Annotated in this window: 23 protein-coding genes; 10 read left to right on the top strand and 13 right to left on the bottom strand. The window is 63.7% G+C overall.

Annotated elements, in window-relative coordinates:
• Positions 1 to 8 precede the first annotated feature (8 nt).
• The 3 genes from C3B44_RS02650 to C3B44_RS02640 form a co-directional block, all read right to left on the bottom strand.
• On the bottom strand, positions 9 to 257 hold the full coding sequence (locus C3B44_RS02650) for a WhiB family transcriptional regulator (RefSeq protein ID WP_199222420.1): 249 nt from the start codon (positions 255 to 257) through the stop codon (positions 9 to 11).
• 325 nt (positions 258 to 582) lie between these two features.
• Complete coding sequence (gene manB, locus C3B44_RS02645) at positions 583 to 1662, bottom strand: mannose-1-phosphate guanylyltransferase (protein ID WP_108431007.1); 1080 nt, start codon at positions 1660 to 1662, stop codon at positions 583 to 585.
• A gap of 725 nt (positions 1663 to 2387) precedes the next feature.
• Positions 2388 to 3290, bottom strand: a complete 903-nt coding sequence (locus tag C3B44_RS02640; RefSeq protein WP_108431006.1) for a glycosyltransferase family 2 protein — start codon at positions 3288 to 3290, stop codon at positions 2388 to 2390.
• A gap of 150 nt (positions 3291 to 3440) precedes the next feature.
• Here C3B44_RS02640 and C3B44_RS02635 point away from each other — a divergent pair, with 150 nt between their 5' ends.
• Positions 3441 to 5054, top strand: a complete 1614-nt coding sequence (locus tag C3B44_RS02635; protein ID WP_199222416.1) for an LCP family protein — start codon at positions 3441 to 3443, stop codon at positions 5052 to 5054.
• 21 nt (positions 5055 to 5075) lie between these two features.
• On the opposite strand, the gene C3B44_RS02630 is transcribed toward C3B44_RS02635, so the two are convergent.
• The gene (locus C3B44_RS02630) at positions 5076 to 5261 is read right to left on the bottom strand and encodes a hypothetical protein (RefSeq protein WP_108431005.1); all 186 of its coding nucleotides are present in this window, start codon (positions 5259 to 5261) and stop codon (positions 5076 to 5078) included.
• Between the two features lie 175 nt (positions 5262 to 5436).
• On the opposite strand from C3B44_RS02630, the gene C3B44_RS02625 reads away from it, so the two are divergent.
• Both C3B44_RS02625 and C3B44_RS02620 read left to right on the top strand, forming a co-directional pair.
• Entirely contained in the window at positions 5437 to 6114 is a 678-nt protein-coding gene (locus C3B44_RS02625) for a TIGR03089 family protein (RefSeq protein ID WP_108431004.1), read from the top strand.
• Positions 6115 to 6417: 303 nt separating this feature from the next.
• Positions 6418 to 6939 (top strand): DUF4282 domain-containing protein, encoded by a 522-nt coding sequence (locus tag C3B44_RS02620; RefSeq protein ID WP_108431003.1) that lies wholly within the window; start codon positions 6418 to 6420, stop codon positions 6937 to 6939.
• Here the strand turns inward: C3B44_RS02620 and C3B44_RS02615 are convergent.
• Genes C3B44_RS02615 through C3B44_RS02605 form a run of 3 tightly spaced genes read right to left on the bottom strand, consistent with a single transcriptional unit; the run spans position 6936 to position 9185 of the window.
• Positions 6936 to 7412, bottom strand: a complete 477-nt coding sequence (locus tag C3B44_RS02615) for a YdcF family protein (protein WP_108431002.1) — start codon at positions 7410 to 7412, stop codon at positions 6936 to 6938. The genes C3B44_RS02620 and C3B44_RS02615 overlap by 4 nt on opposite strands.
• A 10-nt stretch (positions 7413 to 7422) precedes the next feature.
• The gene (gene purE / locus C3B44_RS02610) at positions 7423 to 7929 is read right to left on the bottom strand and encodes a 5-(carboxyamino)imidazole ribonucleotide mutase (protein ID WP_108431001.1); all 507 of its coding nucleotides are present in this window, start codon (positions 7927 to 7929) and stop codon (positions 7423 to 7425) included.
• A gap of 23 nt (positions 7930 to 7952) precedes the next feature.
• Positions 7953 to 9185 carry a 5-(carboxyamino)imidazole ribonucleotide synthase gene (locus tag C3B44_RS02605; RefSeq protein WP_268876430.1) on the bottom strand — a complete coding sequence of 411 codons (1233 nt, stop codon included), beginning with the start codon at positions 9183 to 9185 and terminating at the stop codon, positions 7953 to 7955.
• A 155-nt stretch (positions 9186 to 9340) separates the two neighbouring features.
• Here C3B44_RS02605 and C3B44_RS02600 point away from each other — a divergent pair, with 155 nt between their 5' ends.
• The gene (locus C3B44_RS02600) at positions 9341 to 9850 is read left to right on the top strand and encodes an aspartate/glutamate racemase family protein (protein WP_108431000.1); all 510 of its coding nucleotides are present in this window, start codon (positions 9341 to 9343) and stop codon (positions 9848 to 9850) included.
• Positions 9819 to 11093: a dicarboxylate/amino acid:cation symporter gene (locus tag C3B44_RS02595; protein ID WP_199222415.1), complete on the top strand. Its 1275-nt coding sequence runs from the start codon at positions 9819 to 9821 to the stop codon at positions 11091 to 11093. Before C3B44_RS02600 ends, C3B44_RS02595 begins: the two co-directional genes overlap by 32 nt.
• 288 nt (positions 11094 to 11381) lie before the next feature.
• Here C3B44_RS02595 and C3B44_RS02590 read toward each other — a convergent pair whose 3' ends face one another.
• From C3B44_RS02590 to C3B44_RS02580, 3 genes are all read right to left on the bottom strand, one after another.
• Positions 11382 to 13277, bottom strand: coding sequence for a DNA/RNA helicase domain-containing protein (locus C3B44_RS02590; protein ID WP_235840431.1), 1896 nt, complete (start codon positions 13275 to 13277; stop codon positions 11382 to 11384).
• Positions 13278 to 13279: 2 nt separating this feature from the next.
• Positions 13280 to 13615, bottom strand: a complete 336-nt coding sequence (locus C3B44_RS02585) for a nucleotide pyrophosphohydrolase (protein ID WP_108432523.1) — start codon at positions 13613 to 13615, stop codon at positions 13280 to 13282.
• Positions 13616 to 14262: 647 nt separating this feature from the next.
• The gene (locus C3B44_RS02580; protein ID WP_108430998.1) at positions 14263 to 15192 is read right to left on the bottom strand and encodes an aldo/keto reductase; all 930 of its coding nucleotides are present in this window, start codon (positions 15190 to 15192) and stop codon (positions 14263 to 14265) included.
• A gap of 97 nt (positions 15193 to 15289) precedes the next feature.
• On the opposite strand from C3B44_RS02580, the gene C3B44_RS02575 reads away from it, so the two are divergent.
• Positions 15290 to 15769: a MarR family winged helix-turn-helix transcriptional regulator gene (locus C3B44_RS02575; protein WP_108430997.1), complete on the top strand. Its 480-nt coding sequence runs from the start codon at positions 15290 to 15292 to the stop codon at positions 15767 to 15769.
• Positions 15770 to 15771: 2 nt separating this feature from the next.
• On the opposite strand, the gene C3B44_RS02570 is transcribed toward C3B44_RS02575, so the two are convergent.
• From C3B44_RS02570 to C3B44_RS02560, 3 genes are read right to left on the bottom strand one after another with little or no spacing between them, the layout of a single operon-like run.
• Positions 15772 to 16251 carry a hypothetical protein gene (locus C3B44_RS02570; RefSeq protein WP_108430996.1) on the bottom strand — a complete coding sequence of 160 codons (480 nt, stop codon included), beginning with the start codon at positions 16249 to 16251 and terminating at the stop codon, positions 15772 to 15774.
• Positions 16252 to 16264: 13 nt separating this feature from the next.
• Positions 16265 to 17017, bottom strand: a complete 753-nt coding sequence (locus C3B44_RS02565) for a biotin--[acetyl-CoA-carboxylase] ligase (RefSeq protein ID WP_108430995.1) — start codon at positions 17015 to 17017, stop codon at positions 16265 to 16267.
• 10 nt (positions 17018 to 17027) lie between these two features.
• Positions 17028 to 19775, bottom strand: a complete 2748-nt coding sequence (locus C3B44_RS02560) for an FAD-binding and (Fe-S)-binding domain-containing protein (RefSeq protein ID WP_108430994.1) — start codon at positions 19773 to 19775, stop codon at positions 17028 to 17030.
• A 183-nt stretch (positions 19776 to 19958) separates the two neighbouring features.
• Between C3B44_RS02560 and C3B44_RS02555 the strand changes: the two genes are divergently transcribed.
• From C3B44_RS02555 to C3B44_RS02540, 4 genes are read left to right on the top strand one after another with little or no spacing between them, the layout of a single operon-like run.
• Positions 19959 to 21590: an acyl-CoA carboxylase subunit beta gene (locus tag C3B44_RS02555; protein WP_108430993.1), complete on the top strand. Its 1632-nt coding sequence runs from the start codon at positions 19959 to 19961 to the stop codon at positions 21588 to 21590.
• A gap of 48 nt (positions 21591 to 21638) precedes the next feature.
• Positions 21639 to 23201 (top strand): acyl-CoA carboxylase subunit beta, encoded by a 1563-nt coding sequence (locus tag C3B44_RS02550; RefSeq protein WP_108430992.1) that lies wholly within the window; start codon positions 21639 to 21641, stop codon positions 23199 to 23201.
• 18 nt (positions 23202 to 23219) lie between these two features.
• The gene (locus C3B44_RS02545; RefSeq protein WP_108430991.1) at positions 23220 to 23429 is read left to right on the top strand and encodes an acyl-CoA carboxylase subunit epsilon; all 210 of its coding nucleotides are present in this window, start codon (positions 23220 to 23222) and stop codon (positions 23427 to 23429) included.
• On the top strand, positions 23430 to 24017 hold the full coding sequence (locus C3B44_RS02540; protein ID WP_108430990.1) for a Maf family protein: 588 nt from the start codon (positions 23430 to 23432) through the stop codon (positions 24015 to 24017).
• Positions 24018 to 24043 lie beyond the last annotated feature (26 nt).

Genomic DNA, 24043 nt, shown 5'->3' with positions numbered 1-24043 from the left:
TTTGTGCGCTAGCCAATCTGCCGCTTGAGGCGGCGGCGCTCACGGTCAGAGAGACCACCCCAAATGCCGAAGCGCTCATCGTGCTCGAGTGCGTATTCGAGACATTCATCGCGGACGGGGCATGCCTGGCAGATCCTTTTTGCCTCGCGCGTCGATCCGCCCTTCTCCGGGAAGAAGGCCTCCGGATCCGTCTGGGCGCACAACGCCTGGTCCTGCCATTCCTGCTCGACTGCGCCGAACAGTTCGTCGAGTGACATCTGGGCTGCTGCTCCACCACGGAGAATGACGCCGTCAGCCATACCTTCCACGCCGGTTCCTTTCTCCGTCAGGTTTGCCGGCGGGTGCGCCGTCGGCAATGATTTGCTTACACCAATGTGATTAAACCGCCGGGCACTAAATATCGTCAACCTGAATCCGGAGGTTGGCGTGGAGATTCAGGAAAAATGCAGGTTGACTTTCACATCCGTCACACCATTCACACATTCACAGGGTTGGGGGTGCAACCCGGGGGTACTACATGTTGTGGTCGAAATTTCAAGATCTACCACGCGGTAGAAAACCCTGCGTGTCTCGGCGTGTCGGCTAGGCGTCCGTCGAGAAGCGCACTCCGTTATCCGGGATCACCACGCCCGGCCAGACGCGCATGCCATCGCGCAGCTCACAGCGCGCACCAATCTGGGCGCCCTCGCCGATCACCGCATTCGACAGGCGGGCGTTCGCCCCGATGGTGGCGCCGGCGGCGATGATCGAGTCGCGAATGACCGCGCCCGGCTCGATGGTGGCGCCGGGGAAGATGACGGAGCCGTCGATACGCGAGCCCGCACCGATCTCCGCGCCGCGCCCCACCGAGGTGCCGCCCAAAAGCAGCACTCCCCCGGCAACGCCGGCGGTCTCGTCGACGTTCGCCTCGCCCGTCTTGCCTTCCAACAGCGGGGAGCGGGCGACGCCGCGCACCAGGTCGGAGGAGCCGTGGACGAAATCGTCCGGGCGGCCCATATCGCGCCAGTAGGAGACGTCGACGTGGCCGATCACGCGGCGGCCGCTTTCCAAAAACTGCGGGAAAGTCTCGCGCTCTACGGAGACGACGCGCCCCTGCGGGATGTCCTTGATCAGTTCGCGACGGAAGACGTAGCAGCCGGCGTTGATCTGATCGGTCGGCGGGTCCTCGGTCTTTTCGAGGAAGGCGGTGACGCGGCCGTCGACATCCGTGGGCACGCAGCCATAGGCGCGGGGATCGCCGACGCGCACGAGATGCATGGTGAGATCAGCCTCTTTGGAGGTGTGCGTCTCGAGGATCGCGTTGAGATCCGTATCGCCCAGCACGTCGCCATTGAAGACCATGACGGTGTCGTTGCGCAGCTTGTCCCAGACGTTGCGGATCGCCCCGCCCGTGCCGAGGGCCTCCTCCTCGACGACGTACTCAATCTCCAGGCCCATGTCCGAGCCATCGCCGAAGTAATCCTCGAAGACCTCCGCCTTATACGACGTGCCCAGCACCACGTGCGTGATCCCGGCCGCCTTGATGCGCGCTAGCAGGTGCTTCAGAAACGGCGCATTCGCCGTCGGGAGCATCGGCTTCGGGGTGTTGATCGTCAGCGGACGCAGGCGGGTACCACGACCACCGACCAGAATCACCGCATCAACGTCGTCTCGCACGGCCATTATCGAACTCTCCGAATCTATCCGGTTCATGTCCGATACACGCTACTGGTTTCGCGCTTCGCGGCGGGGGTGCCCCGCCGGTCGGCGGCGGGTTTTCGTTGGGGTTTTCGTTGGGGTTGGTGGGTGGGTTGTTGGCATGGAGTGGGGCTAAAGATCATGCGGCGGTAGTGCTTTGGCGCGCGCGGTCGAAAGGACCCTCATATAAACGAGTCTCGCGCGGTCGAAACCAGCACTCCTTTAGGGGTGACTGCTTTCGACCAGCGGTAGCGCTGCATGCCAGGGTAGGACTGACGGACTGCGGGAGCCCTACAGAAGGGGCCGGTGGGACGGATAGTGCGACTGGCCGGCGACGCTAAGCATCCAACCCCTCCGGGATCCATGTTGCGCTCGCGCTGGTCGAAAGCACCCTCATATAAACGAGTCCCACGCGGTCGAAACCAACACTCCTTTAGGGGTGACTGCTTTCGACCAGCGATAGCGCAACACGCACGCGAGCTAACCGAAAGCCTGCAGGCGCCCAGGAGCGCCACCTCAATCCACACACCACCCCATCCGTCACAGCAGAAACTTAAACGCCGCTTAACCAGGCGCCTGGTCGAAAGCACCCTCATATAAACGAGTCCCACGCGGTCGAAACGCGGTCGAAACCTGTACTCCTTTAGGGGTGGCTGCTTTCGACCAGCGCTATCACGTCATGAGAACGCCCAGCAAACCCCCAAACACCCCTACCCCACCCGTGTGAGCAGGAACCCGCGCGCTTTCAGCCCGGCGGCGAGTAAGAAACGCAGAGGCGCTTGCCACCAGGCGCGGTAGCGATCGGCAAGGAAGCGATAAGCGCTGCGGTGGTGTGCGGGCAGCATGGAGTGCCTGCGGGATTTGGTGGAGTGCCCTTGGTCGTGGTGGATGCGCGCCAACGGGGTGTAAACGTTGTCGTAGCCGGCGCGCCCCAAGCGATCGCCGAGGTCAACGTCCTCGAGGTACATGAAGTAGCGCTCGTCGAAGCCGCCGACCTCCTCGAACGCCGACCAGCGCACGAGCACACAAGAGCCGGACAGCCAGCCGGCGGTGCGCTCGTGAGACATGTCGGCATCCGCGCGGTAGCGCGCGCTAAAAGGGTTGCCCGGCCAGATCTGGCTCAACAGGGCATGTCCGATGCCTACGCCCAGCGTCGGTACCGAGCGCGCCGACGGATACGTCGAGCCGTCGGCCTCCACGATGCGCGGGCCCACCGAGCCCGCAGATTCCCAACGCCGCGCGCACGCCACCAGTTCATCAACCGCACCGGCGCTGAAGGTGACATCCGGGTTAGAGATAAGGAAGAACTCGTCGTTGATCTCGCCGCGCTCGCGCATCGGGCTCAGCACGCGCGCGGCCGCGTTGATGGCGGCACCGTAGCCGAGGTTGCCGCCCGTCGAGAGGAACTCGACCCGCTCGGCGCGGGCAGCGGCCTGGGGCACGCCATCGGTCGAGCCGTTGTCGGCGAGCACCACATAAGTCTCGCCGGAGTAGCCGGAGGCCAGCGAGTCCAAGAACTCCGCGAGGTGGTGTCCGGGGGAATAGGTGACCGTCACGACGCCGAGCGGCGCGGACGGCTTCGTAGCTTCATCGTTAGTCACAATGAAACTCATGCTAGCGCCCACGGGCACACCCGGCGGAGAGGTTGGGGCCGACATGTCGGGCGCAGCATTGTCTGTCGTTGCGCGTTATGCAATACAATCCGGACTAAAACAAGAGTGCCCTCAAGCACCTGAGCGTTTATTTGGAGAAGACCCTGACCCGTGACCGACCGCCAGCGCCCGATTCGTGAGATTCAGCCCGCCCCGACGACGTCGACGTCTCTGCAGCAAGCGGGCCCTTTGCCCGTGAAGGTGATCGTGGTGATGGCGTCGGTCATCGCGCTGGTGGTCTCCGGTATGGGGTATTTCACCATCGGTCAGCTGGGCAACGATGTCGCCTCGGCACAGAACCTGGCTCTGGGCGGCGAGGGTGAGGCGACAGCGGATGGTGCCGTCGATATCTTGCTGGTGGGTACTGACTCGCGTACCGACGCCCAAGGCGAACCCCTCCCCGACGAACAGCTCGAGCGTTTGAACGCCGGATTCGATCACGGCGAGCAGAACACGGACACCATGATGGTTATCCGCGTGCCGGCCGATGGCTCGGAGGCGACCGCCGTGTCCATCCCACGCGATACCTATATTCATGACGAAGAATTCGGGAACATGAAGATCAACGCGGTCTTCGCTGCGCACCGGGATCAGCGCCGCGCGGAGCTGGAGGCTTCCGGCGAGGCGCTCAGCGAGCAGGAGATCGAGCAGCAGGCCACCGAGGCCGGCCGCGCGGGGTTGATCGCGGCGATTCGGGATCTCACGGGCGTGGATATTGATCACTACGCAGAAGTCGGCCTGCACGGCTTCGTGCATCTGACCAACGCCGTCGGCGGCGTGGAGGTGTGCCTGCGCAACCCGGTCAACGACCCGTACTCGGGTGCCGATTTCCCCGCCGGCCGCCAGACCCTCGACGGCTATGAGGCGCTCGCGTTCGTCCGCCAGCGCCACGATCTGCCGCGCGGCGATTTCGATCGCATCGTACGCCAGCAGGCGTATATGGCGTCGCTGGTGAATAAGGTCTTGTCCACCGGCACCCTGACCAACCCGGGCAAGCTCTCCGATATGGCGGATGCGGTGGAGCGCTCCGTCGTGCTCGATGAGGACTGGGACATCATGTCTTTCGCGAACCAGCTGGCGGATCTCGCGGCGGGCAACGTCACCTTCACGACGATCCCCGTCACCTCCGTCGACGGCACCGGCGATTATGGCGAGTCGATCGTCACCGTCGATCAGAGCGAGGTCAACGAGTTCTTCGAAGATTTGGTTGTCACCGAAGAAGAGCGCGCACAAGCCGAGGCCGAGGCGGGCGCCGAGGCCGAAGCGGCCCCGGAGCTCAACCCGGCGCTCGAAAGCGTAGAGGTGCACGTGCTTAACGCCGGCGGGATTGCCGGGCTGGCCAACAACATTGGCGACTGGCTGGAGGGCGCCGGTCTTAAGATCGCAGAGACGACCAACGCGCAGGACGGCATCTATTTCGAAAGCCAGATCGTGGCCGCCAACCCCGACAGCGAGGCCGCCCAGTCCCTTTCCGAGATGCTCGGCGGCCTGCCGATCACCCCGAACGAGACTCTCGATGAGAACACGCTCGTCGTCGTTGGCCACAGCGAGTACTCCGGCCCGACGGCCGAGCCCATCGGCAGCGGCGAGTACGCCTCCGAGGACACCGGCGAGGAGGACGCGGACGAGACCGACGAGGTGGGCACCCCGGGTGCCGATTACGGCCAGGCCGAAGACAACCCCGAGCTCGATGCCGGCGGCGACGGCCCGCGCTGCGTGAACTAAGCCGACCCGGAAGCCCCGCGCCTATTTAAACGGGAAGAACCGCAGCACGAGCACCAACAGGATGGGCCAGGCGCGGGAGCGCACCGCCACCACGACACCGAAGATAGCGGCGCCGATGAATAGGGCCACATATCCCCAGCTGAAAATCGGCGGGACCCGGTCGCCCATGAAGGGAGTGATAACCCACACGAGGGCGATCAACACCACGCGATGATTTTGTAAATAGTGAATCGAGACTTATCTGCCGACGCGTGTGGTGTCATGATTGAGCCTTCCTGGTGTGTTTAAGGCGTTGTCGCTTCCACGTGCACGCACATATGATGCTGGCATACTATCCGCACCAAATCTAGTGTCGCACCGATTGTCTCTACAGTGGGCGGATATGAAACTTCTTGAGCACCTCCTCTCCACCGACCCCGCCGCCCCGCGCCTGACGGTCTACAACGAGACCACCGGTGCCCGGCTCGATTTCTCCGCCCAGACGTTGGATAACTGGGCCTCGAAGATCGCCAACATGCTGGTCGAGGAACTCGACCTCACCCCAGGCCAGGCCATCGCCGTCGATCTGCCCGCCAGCTGGCAGGCGGCGGTGACAGTCTTAGGCGCCTTGGCCGCGCGCATCGAGCCGCAGCTGATTGGCGCCGAGCACGCCGGCAGCGTCGCCGCCTGCTTCACCACGCTCGAGCGCCACGACGCCTGGGCGGCCAAGGGTGTTGAGACGGTGCTGGTCTCTAAGGACCCTTTCGGGCGCGGCATCGAGGAATCCGGCGGCGAGCTTCCCGACGACTCCCTCGACTTCGGCCCCATCGTCCGCTTCTACGGCGACCAGTACTTCGGTGACGCCCCGCGTCTCGACGAAGCCATCACCCCCACCACCGCCGACCGCGTCCTCGCGCAGGGCTGGGAGACCTACGAGCAGCTCACCGATGCGGTGCTCGCACCACTAGCCGCGGGCGGATCGAGTGTCATCGTCACTGGCACAGCCAGCACCGAGCGGATCGCGGAGATCGCAGAGAACGAGAAAGTCACGTTGCAGATTTCTCCAACCAAACTACTCTGACCACTATTGCCCTTATCTAATGAGGAGAGCACCATGAGCACAATTCACCGAGCGACTCTCCGAGCACGCCAGCGCGGAGTAGACACCATGGAGATCACCCCGCGGCCACTACGCACAAAGGAACGCCTAGCGAAAAGCCCGGCACAAACTATCCGGGAAGCGTGGCAGACAACGTTCCGGGCCATCGACCAGAACATGGAGGATCGCCAGCCCCGATAACCAAAAGCCAAGTTGCAATCTTTATCAACCAAAGTACTCTGACCCCCGTCCCTATAGGAAGATCTAAAGGATGGTCAGTTACTCATGAGCACCCCACATAACCCCGAGAACAACCCCGGCGACAACAACGAGGGCGCAGCCCCGTGGGGCTCCTCCGACAACAACAACCAGTTCGGCTACGGCCAGCAGCCCTACCCGAGCAGCAACCAGCAGTCCTCCACTAGCGGCAGCCTGCAGCCCTACGGCGACAACTCCTACAACGTGGGCCAGGCGAACCAGAAGAAGGACGCCAAGGGCTTCTTCTCCGCGCTGTTTGACTTCAACTTCGAGACGTTCATCGCGTTGAAGTGGGCGAAGTTCATCTACATCCTGGGGACCATCGCCATCGCTTTGAGCACCCTGTTTGTGGGCATTGCCGCCTGGCTGGTCCCGGTGTTTGCCGCCGGCGCCCTCGGCATCCTGTGGTTCTTGGTGGGCTGGATCGTCCCGGTGATCTGGGGCCTGCTCCAGCTGATCGGCCTCCGCCTGCTGCTGGAGTTCGTCATCGCGATCGTGCGCACCGCGGAGAGCACCACGCAGACCGCCAAGAACACCGCCGGCAACTAATCACGCAGCCAGGCGCACAGCCGCCGCCAGATCACCCGCAGCACCGAATGCGGAAACGCAAAGACCTCGCGCAGATAGTGCTTGTAACGCGCACTGCGCGGGGTCTTTGCCGTTAACACCCGCACCGGGATCTGCAGATGCCACGCCCACACCCGCGTGCGCCGGGCGTGGAAGTCGCTGGTGACCACCAGCCAGCGGGTCGTCTCGGGAAGCAGGGCATGCGCGTTCTCTAGGTTTTCGTTCGTACTGCGCGCCCGCTTCTCGACGACCACCGCCTCCCCCGGCACTCCCGCCTCATAAAGCCAGGCGGCCATGACCTCGGCTTCACCTGCCCCACTGACGACGACGCGCGTTGCAGGGTGGGTGCGCAGGTGGGCGTCGATAAGCGGCAGGGCGCGGTGCAGCCGCGCGGCGAGCATGGGCCGCGGTTGGTTGTGGCGTACGCGACAACCGAGGATGAGGATGTTCTCCATGCGCTTTCGGCTATTCGCCGAGGAGGCGCTGGCGCAGGCGTTCGTCTTTCTTCTCGACGTCAGCGGCCATCTGCTGCTGGTAGTCAGCCATCTTCTGCGTGTAGGTGGCATCGCCGGCGCCGAGGATGCGCACGGCGAGCAGGCCGGCGTTTTTCGCCCCGCCGATGGAGACAGTCGCCACCGGCACGCCGGAGGGCATCTGCACGATGGACAGCAGCGAATCGAGGCCGTCGAGATCCTTCAGCGCGCGTGGGATGCCGATCACCGGCAGCGGCGTCGCCGCCGCCACCATGCCGGGCAAGTGGGCGGCACCACCCGCGCACGCGATGATGACCTTCAGGCCCCGCTCGTGGGCCTTTTTGGCATAGGCGAGCATCTTCTCCGGCGTGCGGTGGGCGGAGACGACGCCGCCTTCGAAGCGCACACCGAACTCGGCGAGCACCTCAGCGGCCGGGGCGACGGTATCCCAGTCCGAATCCGAGCCCATGATGATGCCAACCTGCGGGGTATCGCTCATTTTCCTGCCTTCCTTTCCAGTTCTTAGGCGCTGTAGCCGTCACGCCACTCGGCGTGCACGATGAAGTGCGCGGCCAGCTCGGCGATCTCGCGGGTGTTATCGAGGTCCTCGCCGGTGACGTTGACGTGCCCGAGCTTGCGACCCGGGCGGTGGTCCTTGCCGTAGAGGTGGATTTTCGCCTCCGGGAAACGGGCCATGACCTCGCGCACGCGCTGGTAGACGGGCATCTCCGGCGAAGCATCGGCACCCAAGGTGTTGACCATGACGGTCACCGGCTTCAGCGTGGCCGTATCCCCCAGCGGCAGGTCGAGGACCGCGCGCAGGTGCTGTTCGAACTGGCTGGTCACGCTGCCGTCCTGGGTCCAGTGGCCGGTGTTGTGCGGGCGCATCGCCAGCTCGTTGACGGCGATGGTGGGCTCGCGGTTGTCGTCGAGGTATTCGAAAAGCTCGACGGCCAAAACCCCGGCCACCCCGAGTTCTTCGGCGATGGTCACCGACAGCACCTCGCAGCGCTTCCGCAGCTCATCGCTCATGTCCGGGGCCGGGGCGGTGGCCTCCACGCAGATGCCGTTTTCTTGCCGAGACTGCACCACCGGCCACGGCCGCGCCTCACCTGAAGGCGTCCGCGCGACCATCGCCGAGAGCTCTCGGGTAAACGCGAGCTTCTTTTCGGCCATGAGGGGCACGCCGTCGCCCAGCAGCTTTTCGACGAGCGTTTCCACCTCCTCGCGCGTCGACGGGAACCACACTCCGTGCCCGTCATAACCCCCGCGGCGGGCCTTGAGGCAGACGGCGCCGTCGACCTCATCAAAAAACGCGGTGGCGTCCTCGACCGACTCGATCGCGGCGAAAGGTGGGACCGGCGCGGAAATCTCCTTCATCTTCTCGCGCATGACCAGCTTGTCCTGAGCGTGGATGAGCGCCGCCGGCTGCGGCTGGAGGTTGAAACCGGCGTCGATGAGCTTATTGGCGTGCTCGTTGGGCACGTGCTCGTGGTCGAAGGTGACGGCATCGGAGCCCTCGATGGCCAAGCGCACATCGTCGAGATCTTTGTAGTCGCCCAGCCGAACATCGGCGCTGACCTGCGCGGCGGAAGCATCCGGCTTCGCGGCGAGCACGCGCAGCGAGGCGCCGAGCTCGATGGCAGCGGTCTGCAACATCCGCGCGAGCTGGCCGTCACCGATGACGGTGATCACGGGCATGCCCGGGGCATGAGCGGCGGGATTATCGATGTTGCGTGCAGCGGTATCAGTCACGCCTGTCCATCCTACGCGCGTTGCCCGAGCACACGTCCAGTACGGCGATCGCCCAGCCTGGCGCCTGCACCTTCTCTATAGGGTGAATTGTTGCCGGATTCACCGATAGTTATAGTAGTGCCGCAGAACACATTCCCGATCATGGTGGAGTAGGTATGAAAACCATCGGTGTCCTGGGCGGAATGGGCCCAGCCGCAACTGCAGATTTCCTCCAGAAGCTCGTCGACTCGACGGACGCGGCCACCGACCAGGAGCACCCCAAAGTGCTCCTCTGGTCGAACCCGACCATCCCCGACCGCACGGAAGCAATTGTCAACAACGGGGAGGATCCCACCCCTCACCTGTTGGACGGCGCCCAGCTGTTCCAGCGCGGCGGGGCCGACGTATTCGCCGTCCCCTGCAACGGGGCGCACGCGTTCCTTCCTGAAGTCGTGAAGAACGTCAACATTGAACTGGTCTCGATCCTCGACGCCACCGTCTACAAACTGCAGCAGCTTTCGCCGACCCCGAAGAAGATCGGCCTCTTGGCATCGGAAGCGACGGTGCAAGCAGAGCTGTATAAGAAAGCATTGGAGAAAGCCGGCTTCGAACTCCTCACGCCGAACCACGAGGAGAGACATGGCAAAAAGGAATATGCTGCGTTCAACAGCGAACGCATATCTTAATTTTCCGCTGATCTGGAAGCTGCTCATTGGCCTTGCCGCCGGCACCATCATCGGATTGACGTTCGGTGAGCAGGCCGCGGTTCTTGCCCCGGCCGGCGACCTATTCCTGCGTCTGCTCCAGATGCTGGTGATCCCCCTCATCGTCGTTACGCTGATCCTCGGCGTCTCTTCTCTTACTCCGAGGAACTTGGGGCGCATCGGTGGAAAGGTCATGGGCTACTACCTCGTGACCACCTTCTTCGCTATGGCACTGGGACTCGGCATTGCCCTGCTCGTCCACCCCGGCCGGGGTCTCAGCGTGGACTCTAACGGCGCGGAGCAAGCGGAGGAAGCACCGTCACTGACTGACGTCTTCCTCAACATGTTCCCCGAGAACATCTTCCTCGCACTATCGCAGGGCGACATCCTCGCCATCATGTTCTTCGTCCTCATCGCAGGCTTCGCCCTTGCTTACATGAACGATCATGAAGACAAGGAGATCAACGAGGGTGCACAGATCATCCGCAAGGTTTTCAAGACCGGCCAGGAAATCGTGTTCCTCCTCGTTCGCGGCGTGCTGGAGTACTCCCCGATCGGCGTCATGGCTCTGATCGCGGTCTCCATCGGCGAGGTCGGTGTTGAAGCTTTGGTCCCACTGGGCAAGCTCATCCTCGTCGTGGTGGGCGCGACCTTGCTCATGCTCGCGTTCTACGCAGTGCTTCTCGGGTTCTTTAAGGCCTCTCCCATCAAGTTCTTCAGCGCCGCGCGCGCACCGATGCTCACCGCCATTGCCACCCGCTCGAGTTCGGCGACCCTTCCCGTCACGACTCGGGCCGCCAACCAGCTCAACGTTCCGAAGAGGATCTCGTCCTTTGCCCTGCCGCTGGGTGCGACGATCAACATGGACGGAACCGCAATCTATGTCGGTGCCTCCGTCATCTTCGTCGCCGATACCTTGGGCGTCCAGCTCACCTTCGGCGAAATCGTCTCGGTGCTGATGGTCGGCGTGCTGGCCTCCATCGGTACGGCCGGCGTGCCTGGCGCCGGACTGATCATGCTGACGATGGCCGTGGGAACCACCGGCATGTCCATGGCTCCTATCGCCCTGGTCGCGGGTATCGACGCGATCCTCGATATGGCCCGCACCATGACCAATATCGTGGGTGACCTGACCGGCTCCAAGCTGGTCGCGGCCTCGGAAGAAAAGGCGGCCAAGAAGAACAAGTCGACGGCGGAAGAGCCTGCCGGCTCAGAGGCCAGTTAGGAATTCCTTCGCCTGAAACGGCCCTACGAGGTGTGTGCCACCCCGTAGGGCTTATTTATTGGCGGTGTCTGCATAAACCGAGCCAGTGCAGTGTCGTATAAATAGATTTCAGGTGCGTTTAATGCCATGCTGCTGCGTTGCAGGTTACTGATGAACAGCATCTGGGGTTAAGAGAGATTGCGGAATCCCATCGCGCCCCTATCGCAGAAATAATCCTTGCCAAGATGACCGTGAATGTACGACTCTCGAGCGCATCGCTAACCAGATAGCTGCATAAAAGGCACTACCCTAACGGGAGGCGGCGAGTAGAGCCTGCTGCAGTTCCTCGTCCACAGCGAAGAGATAAAGCCCATGCACACCCCGTGTCAGCAGGACATTCAACTGATTGCGGAGTAGCTCCTCCACCAGTGAGACTTTGACCTTTTTGCCGTCTTTGACGATGGTTCTCCTGTCAGTAAAACCCTTATTCTTGCTTTCCTCGCCATCGAAAACGATCCTGCCTTCGCGGTACTTCACCGAAGGACCTATAATCACGCCGGCGTAGTTAAGATCAAATCCCTGGACCGTGAAGGTGGAACCAACCTCGTCGAGGGTATACCCTTTTTCTGCCCAAGAACGTTTCTTCTCGCCTCGTTTCGTCGCTTTCTTGCTGATCTGATTGTTCCATGGCAAGCGCCAACCACCGATCACCACATCCCAGGTCTGGCCATCCTCACGCTCACTGCGCTTGAAGTCCCAATCATAGGTAGCGATCAGCCGCGAAATTCCGTTTTTGAAATCAGATTCCTCATCCTTCTGGGCTCGTTGCTTCACCGTTTCATGTAATGCCTGCGGAGATTCGAAAACCCTGATCTCATACCGCGAGTCTTTCGGTACCGGATGAATGACTCCATCGTCAATGATGGACCGAATCCACTCTTCTGCTGGGCCCGCAGAATCGATACGCATCTGTTCCTTCAGCAAAACTGTGTGATCGGCACGTTCATACAGCGCGTCCAGCTCTTCGGGCGTCCAGTATTGGTTACCCGCCATGATCTGGCTTTCGTCGAAAACGGGAATGACCACGCGTGCTCTATCGAGAAGATCTTTGAGCATGTTCTTGCCGCGATAAGACTGCTTGCCCTGCGTCCAAAGCAGGTGGGCCTCGTCCACGAGTACGACGTCGACCGGTTTAGCGGGGTCATGCTCGTTGATGAACTTGGTGGGTTTCATCACACGGAGATTCTTTCCGTCGGAGATTCCGAGCGTTTCCGCAATCTGCGTGTACACCGTGCACATCTCATCGTGGTTGACCAGAAGATAGGCATCGAAACTCTGGAAATCGAATACCGACTCTTCCGCTCCCGGTTCATCCTGAAACAGTTCGAAGAATACGCTGCTGAGCAGAACCGTCTTGCCCGTCCCAGCAGCCCCTTTCACTAGGACAAGCTTTCCGCTCTGGGTGCTGGGCTGGCGGTCCGTCTCACGACTGGCAGCATCGATAGCCTTGAGGATCTCAACTTTTGCCGTGAGCTGTTCTTCGTTGAGCTTGTGGAATGGCGAAGCCTTGAACAGCGCAGACTGACGTATCAAGCTTTCGAGTGGGAACAGTTTCTTGTCGTGGCGTCGCAGTTTTCGCCATATCGCACTAAATGCCTCGTCTACGTATTTCTCGGTGAAATACCGACCCTGCGTGTTTCCTCGGGCGTTGAGTAGGTCAACTCCTCCTTTATGAGCACCTTTATTGGCACGGGCGACACCTTCGCTACTGGATAGGAAAAGCATCAGCTTGTCTTCCACGTCCAAGGTCATGGATTTATTGAAGAGAGAGTGCCCAATCACGAAGATCTCAGAGCCCTCTTCCCGAAAATCTGCCCAGTAGGAGCGCGCGGCCTTGGATTTTTCCTCCACGTCGTCCAGTTCTCCGGGCTCTTCCCCTTCCACCACGCGAGCAGCCGCGGGCCGGGTTTTGCCTTCTGTAAGGTGCGTTTCAGTGCGCTGGACGATGCTGTTCGTCTCTCCCACATAGACGGAATAGTTCTCACCGGTTTTCCGGTACACGACGTACACGGTCGGGTACTTCAAGAGCAGAATCTCATCCTCGCCGCCTTTAGCTTCGGCTCGGCTAATGAACTCATCCAGCTCAGTACGACTGAAAGGGAAACGCTCCACAACCGGATGCGGTTTACCCGTAATACCGACCACTCTTAATCCTCCGTAGAATCAATTTTCGTGTACTTCGTGGCCTTCCCGTACGCCAGATCCACCGGGTATTTCTTCTCCGTGATCTTGAGTTTTTCCCGCACGATTTCGTCTGGGTCGAGGCCCATCCGATCCGCGAGAAGAAGGCTATAGGTAAGCACGTCCGCGAGCTCATCGCGAACGTCTACTTCATCAGCTTCGGCACTCCACTGAAAGCACTCGAGCAGCTCACCAGCCTCGATGGCGATGCTCTTGGCAAGGTTCTCTGGGGAATGAAACTGGTTCCAGTCCCTTTCCTGCATGAACGTGCGTAGCACTTCCAGGGTCTCGCGTTTAGCCATAAAGGAGAGTTTAACCCGCCCCATCCCCGCATGTCAGTCGCGAGCAAAAAGTAGCTCGTTCTCAGCGCCGCTTTCCTCCCAGAGTTTGGGCTTAACGAATAACCCATCCCAGTGCCAGCACTCACAACCGACGGAACACTCACTCATTATGTGTAACTCTCGGAACCCACGCGAGGCGGTGTAGATGGACTCGAGACACGAGTTCTGAACTACAACGCTACGATTCGAGAAATATTTTTACTCTGATAATTAAAACGAGCAATACGTCACCTAGGTAATTGTGCCGATAGACTCGCCGGCAGTTGCACTGATCGATAAATGACGCACCTCCGGTCAACCAAGCGTCACTCTTACCAAGCAGTGCGTTTCATTTTGAGATACACAAACACACCTCACGGAAACTGATTTCTGCAGGCGCCAGCCGCGCTGAACGTTTCCACAGCACATGGAATGACGCATCGCCCACCCCGAAGAGCAAGGTACCCCCCGCCAGCCCAACGCACCATCGCTACCACCCCCACGATCTCGGCGCGCACACAGAAGAAGAGCGGCCCTTCCGCCGCCCTCCTAGCGCTTCACCGATGATGCGAAACAACACCGGCGCCCCGAGCCTCCCGCCGACACCTACTTCCTCAGGCTCTTAACCCTTACGCATACACAGAGGAAGCATCGTCGAGGGTGGCGACCTCAACGTCGGTAAGCGACAGCCCCGCGGCGGCAGTGAGCGCCGGCAGCTGCTCCGGCTTCGATGCCGACGCGATCGGCGCGCTCGCCCCCTTCGCCAGCTGCCAGGCCAGCGGCACGCTCGCGGGCTCGACGCCGCGCTGCTCGGCGATCTCGACCAGCTTGTCCACCACCCCGAAGCCCGGCGGCGTGGCATAGCCCTCGACGAACCCGGCGCGATCGCGGCCCTCCAGGTCCTCGGGGGTGCGGTACTTGCCGGTCAAAAAGCCGGAGGCCAGCGCGAAGTACGGGAACGTCGCCGCACCATACTCCTCGGCTAAGAGCTGGAAGGTTTGCTCGAAGTCCCTCCGGTGGACGAGGTTGTACTGCGTCTGGATCACCGCCGGCACGGTGAGGCCGTGCTCGGTGGCGTAGGCGAAGAACTCGCGCATGCGTTCCGGCGAGTAGTTCGACAGCCCAATGGCGCGGACCTTGCCGGAGCGCACCAGCTCGTCATAGGTCTTCGCCTGCTCGGCGATGGAGACGTTCTCGTCGTCGTAGTGGCTGTAGAGGATGTCCACGTAGTCGGTCTGCAAGCGCCGCAGCGCATCCTCCAGCGCGGCCTGCACCGACTCGCGGCGCTGGTTGTCATAGGGCTTCAGGCCGCCGACCTTGGTGGCCAGCACCACGCGCTCGCGGTTGCCGCGTGCCTGGAACCACTCGCCCAGCACCGTCTCGGAGTGTCCACCCTTCTCATCGATCCAGGCGGCGTACATGTCCGCGGTATCGATGTGGGTGCCGCCGGCGGCCAGGAAGTCGTCGAGAACTGCAAACGAGGTCTCGCGATCCGAGGTCCAGCCGAAGGTGTTGCCGCCCAAAACGAGGCGGAGTTCGGGGTTTTTAATGCCAGGCATGGTCGCTCCTTCTCACTGACTTGACGCGTAAACCCAACTCTAAACACCTCCCGTTGATCCGTCAACTTTACTCGTCAACTCAATGTATAATGGCCCCATGACCTCCGCCGATAACCCTCGCTGGCTCAACGACACCGAGATGGATACCTGGCTAAATATCTGGTCGATCCTCGAGTGGCTGCCCAACCGCCTCGACGAGCAGCTGCGCCGCGATTCCGATCTCTCGCTCACCGAGTACAACGCCTTATCGCAGATCTCCATGGCACAAGACTCCTCCATCCGCATGAGCGAGCTGGCCCGCCTGGCGAACATGAAACTGCCCCACCTCTCCCGCGTGCTCACCCGCCTAGAAAAGGCCGGCTGGGCCCGCCGAGTTACCGATCCCACCAACGGCCGCTACACCCTCGCCGAGCTCACCGACGCCGGCAAAGACAAAATCGCCGCCACCGCCCCCGGACACGTGGCCGCGGTGCGTCGCTATATCTTCGATAACCTCAGCGAGAAGCAGACCAACGATCTCAAGGCCGCCGCCGCGCTGATTACCGAGGCCATCGACCCGCCGGAGCTCATGCGCTAGATTCACCAGCGCGCGAAAGGCCGGCGCGGCGGCAACGAGGAGTTAATGATCTCCGCCACCTTCTTCGCCTTACCCACGTGCGGGTAGTACAGCGGCCGGTCGCGCCCGAACACCGCGATATTCAGCCCGCCCTTGTAGCGCCGGACGCTGTGAATGTCATAGAGCGGGATCGAGTCGATGCGCGGTCGCAGGCTACCGGCCCGGATCATCACGCGCTGATCCGTCACCACCGCCCGGCGCCGCCGCGCCCTTATCAAGGGCAGCCCGAGACGCCACAGCAGAAGCAGCGCCCACACCATAACCAGGGCGGAGCGCAGCGTCGGCTCGTAGAACCCGAACTGCGGGTTATCAAGCACCCCGATCGCGATCCACAGAAACGCCGTTATGCCGATGGCCTCGAACATCGGGTACGCGAGAACCCCGGGCGGGGTGGTGACATCCGCCCGGATAACCTCGTCGTGATCAGTTCTCGGCCAACTCATATCCCCGCCAACGCTAGTCGCCCGGACGCAGGTGCGTCACGTCCCCGGCCGCATACGCTGCGCCGTCGACAATGATCCGCCCGTCCGCTTCAACCCCGCTCGCCGTGCCCACCACGGGCCCGCTGGGCGTGTCCAGCCGCACCTTTTGCCCGATGGTGGCGCAGACGTGGCGGTAGTCGTCGATAAGCTTTTCTCGATCATCCCACCACTGCTCCAGCCGCCGGTCGACGGCCCGAAGCACCGCCGCCGCGAGCCCCGTCGCGTCATACTCGATGCCTGCCACCCGCAGCGACGTGGCGTGGGCGACGGGCAGCTGGGCCTCGTGAAGTCCCGTGTTGACGCCGAAGCCGATGACCACGCGGTAGCCGCCCTCATCCAAAGGCGCCGCCTCGGCGAGGATGCCGGCGAGTTTGCGCCCGTCCAGCAGCAGGTCGTTGGGCCATTTGAGGCTGGCCTGCGGCAGGGCGTCGGTAAGTGCGGTGCCGATGGCGATCGGCAAAAGGCCTAGGTGATCGAAGTGCCGCGCCGGCACGATCAGGGAAATAGAGCAGATGAGCTGCCCGCCGTAAGGGCTCACCCACTGCCGGCCGAGGCGGCCCTTGCCGGCGGTCTGCTCCCCGGCGAGCAGCACGCGGCGATGGACCGCCTCGCCCGCCATGAGATCGGCGTTGGTCGAGCCGGTCGATGCGGTATAGGAAATATCGCTGAAGCCGGTGTCGGCGAGCTCCCCGCGCAGCCGGGGGATGTCGAGATCTAACGTGCCCATGAGGGTGAGCCTAGCGGGTGGCGCGCTCTAGGATCTCGAGCACGTGCTGATAGCTCTTGCCCGTCGCGGCCGTCATCCCCAGCTCGCAGGTGCGGTTGGTCGAGGCGTGCGCGCTGGCGTCGAAGGCGGCGACCTGTGCTGCTTCTCGACGCGTCGCCGAGCGCGTCAACTCCGGGTGCAGCATGCCGCGGTCTCCGGCATAGGCGCAGCAGTTCCACTCGGTGGGCACGTTCACCTCGCGCGCAGCGGCGCGGGCCAGGCGCATCACCGCCTCCCCGAGGCCGAGCTGGGTCGCCGAGCACGTCGGGTGCAGGGTGAGCGTATCGACGCGCTCTTTCACCTCCAGCTTCTCCAGCACGTTGGTGGCGGTGAACTCGATGGCGTCGATGACGGTGATGCCGGCCTCTTCCAGCAGCCCGCTGAAGCCCTGAGTGCACGACGAGGCGTCGATCACCACCGGCAGGCGCCCGTGCTCGGTGGCGCGGGAAAGCACGTCCACCGCGTGGCGACGCATCACCTCATAGCCCTCGTTCAGCCCCTTCGACGACCACGTGGTGCCGCAGCACAGCGAGTCGATCTCGTCGGGCACGATGAGGGTGATCCCGGCGCGCTCGAGCAGGGCGGTGAAGGCCTGGCTGGCACCGTCCGAGTCTTCGGCGCGGCCGAACATCGGGTGCACGCACGCCGGCACGTAGACCGCCTGCGGGGCGTGAAAGCGCGAGCCCACAACCTGGCCGAGCTGGGAGCGCTTCTGCCCACCCTTGCCGAGCTCCGGGCGCCACTGCCACATGTCGTCAGTGCCCACCACGGCGCGCGCGACATCGGTGGCGGCGCGGGCGAGCGCATCGGGCAAAAAGCTCACTCCCGTCATGGTGGCGGAGGCCGCGGCGTTGACGAGCTTCCAGTTGGCGGCAGCAGTCTTCCAGGCCTTCTGCTTGAAGGCGCCGGCGCGCTGGTTGCGCAGGTCCTTGACGTAGCGGCCGGTATCGATGCCCACCGGGCACGCCGTAACACACATCGAGTCGGCGGCGCAGGTGTCGATGGCGTAGTAGTCATAATCGCGCTCGAGCTCTTTCAGCGTCTCGGTGTCACCTTGCGCGCGGGCGGCGTCCATCGCCCGGCGCACAACGATGCGCTGGCGCGGGGTCAGCGTGAGATCGCGCGAGGGGCACACCGACTCGCAGTAGCCGCACTCGACACAGGCGTCGATCTGTGGGTCGATGCTCGGGATGAGTTTGATGTTCTCGAGGTGGGCGTCGGGGTCTTCGGCAAGAATGACGCCGGGGTTCATGGTGTTCGTGGGATCGCAGGCGGCTTTAAGCTCCTGCATGACGGCGTAGAGCTCGTCGCCGTACTGGCGGCGCACATAAGGCGCCATCGCCCTACCCGTGCCGTGTTCGGCCTTGAGGTTGCCGCCGTGGCCTAACACGAGATCGACCATGGCGTCGTTGAAGGCGTTGTAGCGATTTAGGGCTTCCTCGCCGGCGAAGCGGTCGTTGAGCAGGAAGTGGATGTTGCCGTCTTTGGCGTGACCGAAGATGACGGCGTCGCGGTAGGCGTGTTGATCGAAGAGCTCGGAGAGGTGCTGGCAGGTATCGGCTAGCTTATCGACGGGCACCGCCACGTCTTCCAGCAGCGCCGTCGTTCCGGCCGGACGCGCCCCGGCGACCTGCGCGTAGAGCCCTTTGCGGAAACTCCACGCCCGCGCCTGCGCGGCGGCGTTTTGGGTGAACGTGGCGTTATGCAGGATCTCCTCGCCGCGGCGGCTGAGCTCGCGCAGCTCTTCGTCGGCGTTGGCGTGGTATTCGACGAGCAGGGCGGAGTGATCGCGCACCTCGAAGCCGGTGATCTCTTCCGGCACGTTATCCCAGGATTGGCCCACCTTGATCGAGGTGTGATCCATCAGCTCCAAGGTGGCGGCACCCGAGTCGACGAGCGCGGGCAGGGTGTTGGTGGCGGCATGCAGGGTGTCGAAGACCACGAGCGCGGTGGTCTTCTTCGGCGCGACCGGCACGGTGCGGAAGTAGGCCTCGGCGACGAAGGCGAGCGTGCCCTCGGAGCCGACGAGCAGGTGGGAAAGGATGTCAACGGGGGTCTCGAAATCTAAGAAAGCATTCAGCCCGTAGCCCATCGTGTTCTTTAAGGCGAAGTGCTTCTCGATGGTCCGCACCGACGCCGGATTCCCCAGAATCCGGCGGCGCAGGCGCATAAGCGCTTCGCACAGCTCGGGCTCCTGGGCTTTTAGCTGCTGGTTGGCATCATTGTCGGCGGTGTTGATGGTGGTGCCCGAGGGCAGCACGAAGGTGAGCGATTCGAGCGTGCGATAAGCGTTGAACTCGGTACCGCAGGCCATGCCGGAGGAGTTGTTCGCGATCACCCCGCCGATGGTGGCGCCGACCTCGGAGGCCGGATCCGGCCCGAGCTGATAGCCATAAGGCCGCAGGCGCGCGTTGACATGCCGCAGCGTGGCGCCGGGCTGCACGCGCACGCGCCGGCCCTGATCGAGGACCTCGATGTCACGGAAGTGTTTGCGCACGTCGACGAGATAGCCCTCGCCGGAGGCCTGGCCGGACAGCGACGTCCCGCCCGAGCGCAGCGTGACGGAAGTGTTCTGCTCGCGGGCGGCGCGAAAGACCTCGGCGACCTCGATGGCGCTGCGGGCTTCGACCACGGCGCTGGGGGTCAGCAGGTAGTGGGAGGCGTCGGCGGCGTAGGCTGCGCGCGTGATGGGGCGGGTGTGTACCGGTGCGGTTATCATAGCTCTACTTTAAGCCGTATACCCCCGGATTTTACCCCCGGCGGGTGGTGGGCACGTGGCACGTCGACAAGCGTACCTACGGTTGCGTAACCTGCGCTATCGTAACCTCCAACCGGAACCCGGCGAAACATCCGGCACTTCGGGTATGGAAACAACCGCATCGAAAGTATAGACTGCGCAAACATGACCATTTCCTCACGTTTATCGGAGCTCGACGGCGTGTTCGACACCTCGACCACCGCAGGCAAGATCGAAGAGCTGAAGAAGCGCCGCGAGCAGGCCAACGCCCCCATGGGCGATCGCGCGCACGCCAAGGTGCGCGACGCCGGGCGCCTCACCGCGCGCGACCGGCTCGCCCACCTTCTCGACGAGGGGTCGTTCGTGGAGACGGACATGCTGGCCAAGCACCGCACCCACGACTTCAACATGCAGGCCAAGCGCCCCGAGACCGACGGCATCGTCACCGGCTGGGGCACCATCGACGGCCGCGAGGTCTGCATCTTCTCCCAGGACGGCACCGTCTTCGGCGGCGCGCTCGGCGAAGTCTACGGCGAGAAGATGTGCAAGATCATGGAGCTGGCCGTGACCACCGGCCGCCCGCTCATCGGCCTCTACGAGGGCGCCGGCGCGCGCATCCAGGACGGCGCGGTCTCTCTCGACTGGATCGCGAAGACGTTCTGGCACAACATCAACGCCTCCGGCGTCGTGCCGCAGATCTCCGTGATCATGGGCGCCTGCGCGGGCGGCAACGCGTACTCGCCGGCGCTGACGGACTTCGTGGTGATGGTGGACAAGACCTCGAAGATGTTCGTCACCGGCCCGGATGTGATCAAGACCGTCACCGGCGAGGAGATCACCCAGGAAGAACTCGGCGGCGCCAGCACGCACATGCGCACCGCCGGCAACGCGCACTACGTGGCCCAGACCGACGAGGAGGCCCTCGACTTCGTCGCCGACCTCGTGGCCTATCTGCCGAGCAACAACCGCACCATTGCGCCCTACGAGCCCTTCCACGCCGACGAGGGTTCAGTCGAGGACAACATCACCGCCGACGACCTGCATCTTGACGAGATCATCCCCGACTCCCCCAGCCAGCCCTACGAGGTGCGCGACGTCATCGAAGCACTCACCGACGACGGCGAATACCTCGAGATCCAGGCCGACCGCGCCGAAAACGTCGTGGTCGCCTTCGGCCGCATCGAGGGCCAGTCGGTTGGCTTCGTCGCCAACCAGCCGATGGTCTACGCCGGCTGCCTGGACATCGACTCCTCCGAGAAGGCCGCCCGCTTCGTGCGCACGTGCGACGCGTTCAACATCCCGATTGTCATGCTTGTCGACGTCCCCGGCTTCCTCCCCGGCGCCGGCCAGGAATACGGCGGCATCCTGCGCCGCGGCGCGAAACTCCTCTACGCCTACGGCGAGGCCACCGTCCCGAAGATCACCGTGACCATGCGCAAGGCCTACGGCGGCGCGTACTGCGTCATGGGCTCGAAGGGCCTAGGCGCCGACGTCAACCTCGCCTGGCCCACCGCCCAGATCGCGGTGATGGGCGCGGCCGGCGCCGTCGGCTTCATCTACCGCAAGGAGCTCAAGCAGGCCCGCGAGAAGGGCCTGGATGTCGCCGAGCTGGCGAAAAGCTTCGAGCGCGAGTACGAAGACCACATGTTAAACCCGTACAACGCCGCCGAGCGCGGGCTTATCGACGCCGTCATCCTCCCCTCCGAAACCCGCGGCATGGTCGCGCGCAACCTGCGCCTGTACCGCGATAAGAACGTCTCCCGCCCGGCGCGCAAGCACGGAAACATCCCGCTCTAAGCGGGCCGGTCACGCATGTTTCGCGAAGGAGTCCTAGACTAAAACGACATGACAGACGAGAAACCGGATCTGACCACGACGTCGGGCAAGCTGGCGGATCTGCGCACCCGCTTAAGCGAAGCACAAGCTCCCCTCGGTGAGGCCGCGGCGGCGGACAGCCGGGCGGCGGGTGTGATCACCGCCCGGGAACGCGTGCTCGCGCTCGTCGATCCGGGCTCCTTCGTCGAAACCGACGCCCTGGCCCGCCACCGCGTCGAGGACAAGGCCATGAGCCGCAACCGCCCGGCGACCGACGGCGTCGTCGCCGGCTTCGGCACCGTCGACGGCCGGCGCATTTGCGTCTACGCCCACGACGACCAGATCTTCGACGGCGCCATCGGGGAGGTCAACGGCGAGAAGATCCTCAAGGTCTACGACCTCGCCACCAAAACCGGCGTGCCGGTGGTGGCCATCAACGCCGCGCGGGGCACCCGCGTCGTCGAGGGACTGGCCGGGCTCACCATGGCCGCGCGCATCGCCAACGCCGCCACGCTGGCCTCCGGCATCGTGCCGCAGATCGCCGTCATCGCCGGCGATAACACCTCGACCGCCGCGGTCAACGCCCAGTTCGCCGATCTGACCATCCAGGTCGAGGGCACCTCGGTGCAGGTGGCGGACGCTGACGTCATCAGCAAGGTCACCGGCACCACGCCGAGTGCGGAAGAACTCGGCGGCGCCCACATCCACGCCACGAAGACCGGCCAGGCGCACCTCACCGCCGCCGGGGTCGTCGAGGCGATCGAGCTGGCCCGCGAGGTCATCGGCTACCTTCCGGCCAACAACCACGCCGAAGCCCCGCGCACCGGCGAGCCGATCACCGGCAACGTCAACGACTCCATCGGCGATCGCGAGCGCGCGCTCGATGGCTTCATGCCGGATCGGGAAGAAGAAACCTACGACGTCCACGACATCATCACCGCGATCGTCGACGGCGGCGAGTTCCGCGAGCTCCAGCCCGACTTTGCGGCGAACCTCGTCACCGGATTTGCGCGGATCGAATCGCGGGCGGTCGGCATCGTCGCCAACCAGCCGGAGATCCTCGCCGGCTGCCTCGACCACGCCGCCGCCACCAAGGCCGCCCGGTTCATCCGCTTCTGCGACGCGTTCAACCTGCCCGTGATCACGCTCGTCGACTCCCCCGGCATCGTCCCCTCCGTCGACCAAGAGCACGCCGGCATCTCCCGGGCCCTTGCCCAGTTGACGTTTGCGTACGCGGAGGCGACCGTCGGCAAGCTTACCGTGACCACCCGCAAGGCGATCGGCCCCGCCTTCGTCGCCCTCGGCGCCAAGGACACCGGCGCCGACTTCGCCTACGCCTGGCCGACCGCCCAAATCGCCGTCGCCGACGCCCCCACCGCCACCGAGGCGCTCTTCGGCGCCGACGCCCACGCCCACGCCGACGCCTGGGCCGAGGCCCACCTCACCCCGTACCGCGCCGCCGAGTCCGGGCTTATCGACGCCGTCATCGAACCGCACACCACCCGCGTCCAGCTCATTGAGGGCCTGCGTTTGCTCGACCGGAAGGTCGTCACCCGCCGCCCGCGCAAGCATGACAACATCCCGCTGGCGTAAGCAACTAGGATTTCTCACATGTCCGACACCTCCGCACCGCTGTTCACGGTCCTCAAGGGCAACCCCTCTGACTCCGAGGTCGCCGCCTTGACCACCGTGCTCACCCAGCTCGCCGCCCAGGCCCGCACCGAGCGCGACACCGAGCGCAACCTGTGGGGCAAAAAGGACCCCTACCGGCGCGATCACCTGTTCAACCCGAACGCGTTTCGCAACGTCACGTTCTACTAGATGCACATCGTTTTAGCCTCCCAGTCGCCGTCGCGGCAGGCGATCCTGCGCGCCGCCGGCGTGGAGCCGGTGGTGCACCCGGCGCACGTGGACGAAGAGGCGCTCGCCGCCGGCATCGACGCCCCGGCGGACTACGTGGCCACCCTCGCCCGCGCGAAGGCCGCGGCGGTGGCACCGCTGTACCCCGAGGACGTGGTGATCGGGGCGGATTCGATGTTGCTTCTCGACGGCCACCTCCTCGGCAAACCCCATACCCGCGAAGTCACCGTCGAGCGCTGGCGAAAGCAGGCCGGCCGGCAGGCGGAACTGCTCACCGGGCATGCGGTGGTGTGCGGGGATGAGTGGTTCATAGACGTCGGCACCACCACGATCCGCTTCGCCTCCGCGAGCGAGGCGGACATCGAGGCGTACGCCGCCACCGGCGAGCCGCTCGAATGCGCCGGGGCGTTCACGCTCGAAGCGCTCGGCGGATGGTTCATCGACTCCATCGACGGAGACCCTTCCGGGGTGATCGGGCTGTCGCTGCCCGTCGTGCGCCGGGCGCTGTATTCCTTCGGTTTTACTGTGAGCCAGTTCTGGAGTCCTTAGAGATTCTGGGGATTGTCCGATAACGT

The sequence above is a fragment of the Corynebacterium yudongzhengii genome, assembly GCF_003065405.1.
In the GTDB taxonomy this organism is placed as follows: domain Bacteria; phylum Actinomycetota; class Actinomycetes; order Mycobacteriales; family Mycobacteriaceae; genus Corynebacterium; species Corynebacterium yudongzhengii.
The sequence above is the reverse complement of the archived record's forward strand: the minus strand, read 5'-3'. Positions and strand labels throughout refer to the sequence as shown.

Excerpts from the sequence above, each read along its gene's own strand:
- C3B44_RS02650 (WP_199222420.1), bottom strand. The coding sequence starts at position 257 with ATGTCACTCGACGAACTGTTCGGCGCAGTCGAGCAGGAATGGCAGGAC.
- manB (WP_108431007.1), bottom strand. The coding sequence starts at position 1,662 with ATGGCCGTGCGAGACGACGTTGATGCGGTGATTCTGGTCGGTGGTCGT.
- C3B44_RS02640 (WP_108431006.1), bottom strand. The coding sequence starts at position 3,290 with ATGAGTTTCATTGTGACTAACGATGAAGCTACGAAGCCGTCCGCGCCG.
- C3B44_RS02625 (WP_108431004.1), top strand. The coding sequence starts at position 5,437 with ATGAAACTTCTTGAGCACCTCCTCTCCACCGACCCCGCCGCCCCGCGC.
- C3B44_RS02620 (WP_108431003.1), top strand. The coding sequence starts at position 6,418 with ATGAGCACCCCACATAACCCCGAGAACAACCCCGGCGACAACAACGAG.
- C3B44_RS02615 (WP_108431002.1), bottom strand. The coding sequence starts at position 7,412 with ATGGAGAACATCCTCATCCTCGGTTGTCGCGTACGCCACAACCAACCG.
- purE (WP_108431001.1), bottom strand. The coding sequence starts at position 7,929 with ATGAGCGATACCCCGCAGGTTGGCATCATCATGGGCTCGGATTCGGAC.
- C3B44_RS02600 (WP_108431000.1), top strand. The coding sequence starts at position 9,341 with ATGAAAACCATCGGTGTCCTGGGCGGAATGGGCCCAGCCGCAACTGCA.
- C3B44_RS02595 (WP_199222415.1), top strand. The coding sequence starts at position 9,819 with ATGCTGCGTTCAACAGCGAACGCATATCTTAATTTTCCGCTGATCTGG.
- C3B44_RS02585 (WP_108432523.1), bottom strand. The coding sequence starts at position 13,615 with ATGGCTAAACGCGAGACCCTGGAAGTGCTACGCACGTTCATGCAGGAA.
- C3B44_RS02580 (WP_108430998.1), bottom strand. The coding sequence starts at position 15,192 with ATGCCTGGCATTAAAAACCCCGAACTCCGCCTCGTTTTGGGCGGCAAC.
- C3B44_RS02575 (WP_108430997.1), top strand. The coding sequence starts at position 15,290 with ATGACCTCCGCCGATAACCCTCGCTGGCTCAACGACACCGAGATGGAT.
- C3B44_RS02570 (WP_108430996.1), bottom strand. The coding sequence starts at position 16,251 with ATGAGTTGGCCGAGAACTGATCACGACGAGGTTATCCGGGCGGATGTC.
- C3B44_RS02565 (WP_108430995.1), bottom strand. The coding sequence starts at position 17,017 with ATGGGCACGTTAGATCTCGACATCCCCCGGCTGCGCGGGGAGCTCGCC.
- C3B44_RS02560 (WP_108430994.1), bottom strand. The coding sequence starts at position 19,775 with ATGATAACCGCACCGGTACACACCCGCCCCATCACGCGCGCAGCCTAC.
- C3B44_RS02555 (WP_108430993.1), top strand. The coding sequence starts at position 19,959 with ATGACCATTTCCTCACGTTTATCGGAGCTCGACGGCGTGTTCGACACC.
- C3B44_RS02550 (WP_108430992.1), top strand. The coding sequence starts at position 21,639 with ATGACAGACGAGAAACCGGATCTGACCACGACGTCGGGCAAGCTGGCG.
- C3B44_RS02545 (WP_108430991.1), top strand. The coding sequence starts at position 23,220 with ATGTCCGACACCTCCGCACCGCTGTTCACGGTCCTCAAGGGCAACCCC.
- C3B44_RS02540 (WP_108430990.1), top strand. The coding sequence starts at position 23,430 with ATGCACATCGTTTTAGCCTCCCAGTCGCCGTCGCGGCAGGCGATCCTG.